General features: G+C 70.2%; 4 protein-coding genes. All 4 read right to left on the bottom strand.

Annotated elements, in window-relative coordinates:
• Positions 1-246: 246 nt before the first annotated feature.
• The gene (locus tag ABT057_RS48925) at positions 247-1,281 is read right to left on the bottom strand and encodes a zinc-dependent alcohol dehydrogenase (protein ID WP_352351874.1); all 1,035 of its coding nucleotides are present in this window, start codon (positions 1,279-1,281) and stop codon (positions 247-249) included.
• Between the two features lie 29 nt (positions 1,282-1,310).
• Positions 1,311-2,318 (bottom strand): zinc-dependent alcohol dehydrogenase family protein, encoded by a 1,008-nt coding sequence (locus ABT057_RS48920; RefSeq protein WP_352351872.1) that lies wholly within the window; start codon positions 2,316-2,318, stop codon positions 1,311-1,313.
• A complete protein-coding gene (locus ABT057_RS48915; protein ID WP_352351870.1) occupies positions 2,315-3,199 on the bottom strand; it encodes a carbohydrate ABC transporter permease in 885 nt (294 codons plus the stop codon). Before ABT057_RS48915 ends, ABT057_RS48920 begins: the two co-directional genes overlap by 4 nt.
• On the bottom strand, positions 3,196-3,771 hold a 576-nt coding region (locus ABT057_RS48910), incomplete at its 5' end, for a carbohydrate ABC transporter permease (protein WP_352351868.1). The genes ABT057_RS48915 and ABT057_RS48910, both read right to left, overlap by 4 nt.

Raw genomic sequence — 3,771 nt, 5'->3', positions numbered from 1 at the left:
CGGGCGAGGTCGTCGATGCGGGTCTCGCCGTGCTCGGCGACATACCGCAGCACGGTCTGGCGCCGTTCCTCGACGGCGGCCTGGGACAGGCGGGTGCGGGCGGTCACGGGCCCCTCCTTCCCGGTCGCTGCGGTCTCGCATTTTCCCACACGGGCCGGTGGGCGCCGGGGCCCGTCCGGACCCCGGACCTCGGGCCGGCCGTGCGGCGGCGACCGCGACGGTCGCCGTACACGCCCGAGCGGCCGCTCACGGACCGTCCACCGTGACCAGCACCTTGACCTGCTCGGGGTCGACGGACGCGGCGAAGGCCTTGGCGGCGTCCTCCAGCGGGTAGGTGGCGGTGACGATCTCGGCGGTGTCCACGGCGCCCGAGGTGAGCAGGGACATCGCGGTGCGGTAGTCGTCGCGGGTGTACATCAGGGTGCCCTCGATGCGGATCTCCCGGTCCTGGACCAGGTCGAGGCGGATCGGGGTGGTGCCTGCGGCTCCGACGCCGACGACGATGATCGTGCCGCCCTTGGCCACCAGGTCGATGGCCTGGGCCATGGACCGCTCCCGGGCCACGCAGTCGAAGACGACGTCGACCGGTCCGCCGAGCGCCGCGTGGGCCTGGTCGGCGAGGTCGGGGGCGTCTGCGGGCAGGGCGGTGTCGGCGCCGAGACGCAGAGCGCGGTCCCGTTTGCCCGGCAGCAGGTCGGTGACGGCGGTCTTCGCGGCGCCAGCGTGCCGGGCGGCGAGGAGGGTGAGCAGGCCGATGGGGCCGGCGCCGAGGACGGCGACCGTCCGTCCGGTGAGGTCCCCGGCCTTGGCCACGGCGTGCACCGGGGTGGCAAGGGGTTCGACGAGGGCGGCCTCGGTGTCGGTCATGCCGTCGGGGACGCGGTGGACCCGGTCGGCCGGAATGGTGAACAGGTCGGTCATGGCGCCGGGTGTCTGGCAGCCGAAGACCTTCAGTTCCTGGCAGATGTTGTAGCGGCCGGTGCGGCACTGGGGGCACCGGCCGCAGTACAGGTTGGGTTCGATGAGAACCCGGTCGCCGGGGGCGAAGTCCTCGGCTCCCTTCCCCGCCGCGGCGACGACACCGACCGCCTCGTGACCGGGGCGGTAGGGCAGGTCGATGAAGGGATGATGTCCGGCCGCCGCATGGGTGTCGGAGCCGCAGATGCCGACGACCGTGGTGCGTACGAGGAGTTCGTCGTCCCCGGGGACGGGGGCGGGCACCTGCTCGAGGGTGATGTCGTCGAGGGAGCGGACGAGAACGCGGCGAATCTGCTCGGTCATGGTGGGCGAGTTCCGTTCGGTTCGGGCGTTCACGAGGAGGCGAGGCCGGGCTGGATCTGGATCTTGCGGCCGAGGCCCGCCCGGAAGCGGCTGATCGCGTCCGGGAACGACGCGAGAGGGAGGCGGTCGCTGATGAAGACGTCCGGGTCGATGACACCGGTCGCGAAGAGGTCCGCGGCCCGTTCGAAGCTGTGCAGGACGGCCATGGAGCCGGTGATGGTGATCTCCTGGTTGTAGATGCGGTACGGCGAGATGGTGGCCGTCGTCGCGTAGTCGGAGACCCCGAACTGCAGGTAGGTGCCGCCCTTGCCGACCCGGCCGAGGGCGTCCTGGATGGCCTTGGCGTTGCCGGTGGCGTCGACGACCAGATCCCAGCCGTAGGGCGGCCGGTCGAGTTCGTCGGCGGACGTGGCACCGGCGGAACAGCCCAACTGCCGTGCTGTGGCCAGGCGTTCGGCGTTGATGTCGACGACGTCGACGCTCGCGGCACCGGTCGCCTTGGCGAGCTGGAGCATCATCAGGCCCATGGTTCCGGCGCCGTAGACGAGCACCCGGGAGGCGAGGCGGCTGCGCAGGACGTCGTAGCCGCGCACGGCGCAGGACAGCGGTTCGACCAGGGCCGCGTCCTCGGTGCGCACGCCGTCCGGCAGGACCGCGCAGTTGGCGACGGGGGCGGCCACGAACTCGGCGGCGGCGCCGGGGTGGGTGACGCCGATGGCGGCCCACCGTTCACAGAGGTTGTTGCGCCCGGTGCGGCAGTAGTGGCACTCGAAGCAGTACAGCGACGGGTCGACGGCGACCCGCGCCCCGACGCCGAGTTCGGTGACGGCGGAGCCGACCGCGACGACCTCCCCGGCGAACTCGTGGCCGGGCACGATGGGCAGCTTCGGGGCGAACTCCCCTTGGAGGATGTGCAGGTCGGTGCCGCACAGTCCGGTGGCCGCGACCTCGACGACGACCTCGCGGGGGCCGGGGGCGGGGTCGTCGACAGTGGAGAGTTCGATGGTGCCGGGCCGGGTGATGACGGCTGCTTTCACTTCACTGCTCCTAGGGACAGGCCGCGGACCAGTTTGTCCTGGGCGGCGAAGCCGGCGATGAGGACGGGCAGCGAGACCAGGGTGGCGGCGGCGCACAGCCGGGCCAGGAAGAGGCCCTCGTTGGTGATGAAGCCGACCAGGAAAACCGGGGCGGTGGATGCCTGTGTCGCCGTGAGGTTGACGGCGAACATGAACTCGTTCCAGCTGAAGATGAAGCAGATCAGGGAGGTGGCGGCGAGTCCGGGCATGGCGACCGGAGCGACGACCCGCCACAGCACGGTGAGCAGGCCCGCGCCGTCGACCTCGGCCGCCTCCAGGATCTCCTTGGGGACCTCGGCGAGGAACGACCGCATCATCCACACCGCGATCGGGAGGTTCATGGCGGTGTAGAGGACGACCAGCGTCCACACGTTGTCCAGCATCCCGGCGTCCTTGACGATCAGGTACACCGGCAGCAGGGCCGCGATCGCCGGGAGGAACTTCGTGGACAGGAAGAAGAACATCACGTCGGTCCACTTCTCGACCGGCTTGATGGACAGCGCGTAGGCCGTCGGCACCGCCAGGGCGAGTACGAGGAGCGTCGAAAGGACGCTGGCCATGGCCGAGTTGAGGAGGAAGGGGGTGATGTCCCGGCTGAACAGCAGTTTGTACTGGTCGAAGGTGACCGGTGCGAAGGGGGTCGGCGGGTTGGTCGCCGCGTCGGCCTCCTGGTGGAAGGAGGTGAGCACCATCCATGCCACCGGCGCGAAGAACGCGAGCGTGGCGAGCCAGGCGACGAAGGTCCACAGCGGGGAGAGCCGGGGTGCACCGCCGTGGTCGTCGCGGCGGCGCAGGAGCTTCTTGAACCTCGCCCCGGGGGCGGCGACTGCTGCGTGGGTCATCGGGCAATCTCCTCGCGGAACAGCGACGCGATGGTGCGCAGCGCGAAGGTCGCGATCACGATCGAGCCGAGGACGACGACGACACCGGCGGCGGCCGCCTCGCCGTACTCGTACTTGCGGAACATGGTCAGATAGATCTCGTAGGGCAGGTTGGTCGTCTGCGAACCGGGACCGCCCTGGGTGATGGTGTAGACCGAGTCGAAGGTCTGCACGACGTAGATCGTGCCGAGCAGGATGCCCAGTTCGATGTACTGGCGCAGATGCGGGAGCGTGATGAAGCGGAAGGTCGCCAGGGCCGACGCACCGTCCATGCGGGCCGCCTCCAGGACGTCACCGGGCTGCGCCTGCAGACCGGCCAGCAGGATCAGCATCATGAACGGCGTCCACTGCCACACCAGCGACACCACGACGGCCGGCATGGGGTACGAGGACACCCAGTCGACGGTGGGGCCGTTGTCCGCTCCGAAGAACCTGTATACGGCGTTGAGGGTGCCGTTGAGCAGGCCGTAGTCGGGGTTGTAGATGGCGTGCTTCCACAGCAGCGCCGCCGCGACCGGCATCACCAGGAACGG

Origin of the sequence: Streptomyces sp. NPDC002588 (genome assembly GCF_040295925.1) — a bacterium.
Lineage (GTDB): Bacteria > Actinomycetota > Actinomycetes > Streptomycetales > Streptomycetaceae > Streptomyces.
Note: the sequence above shows the minus strand (reverse complement) of the source record. Positions and strands in the feature narration are given on the sequence as shown.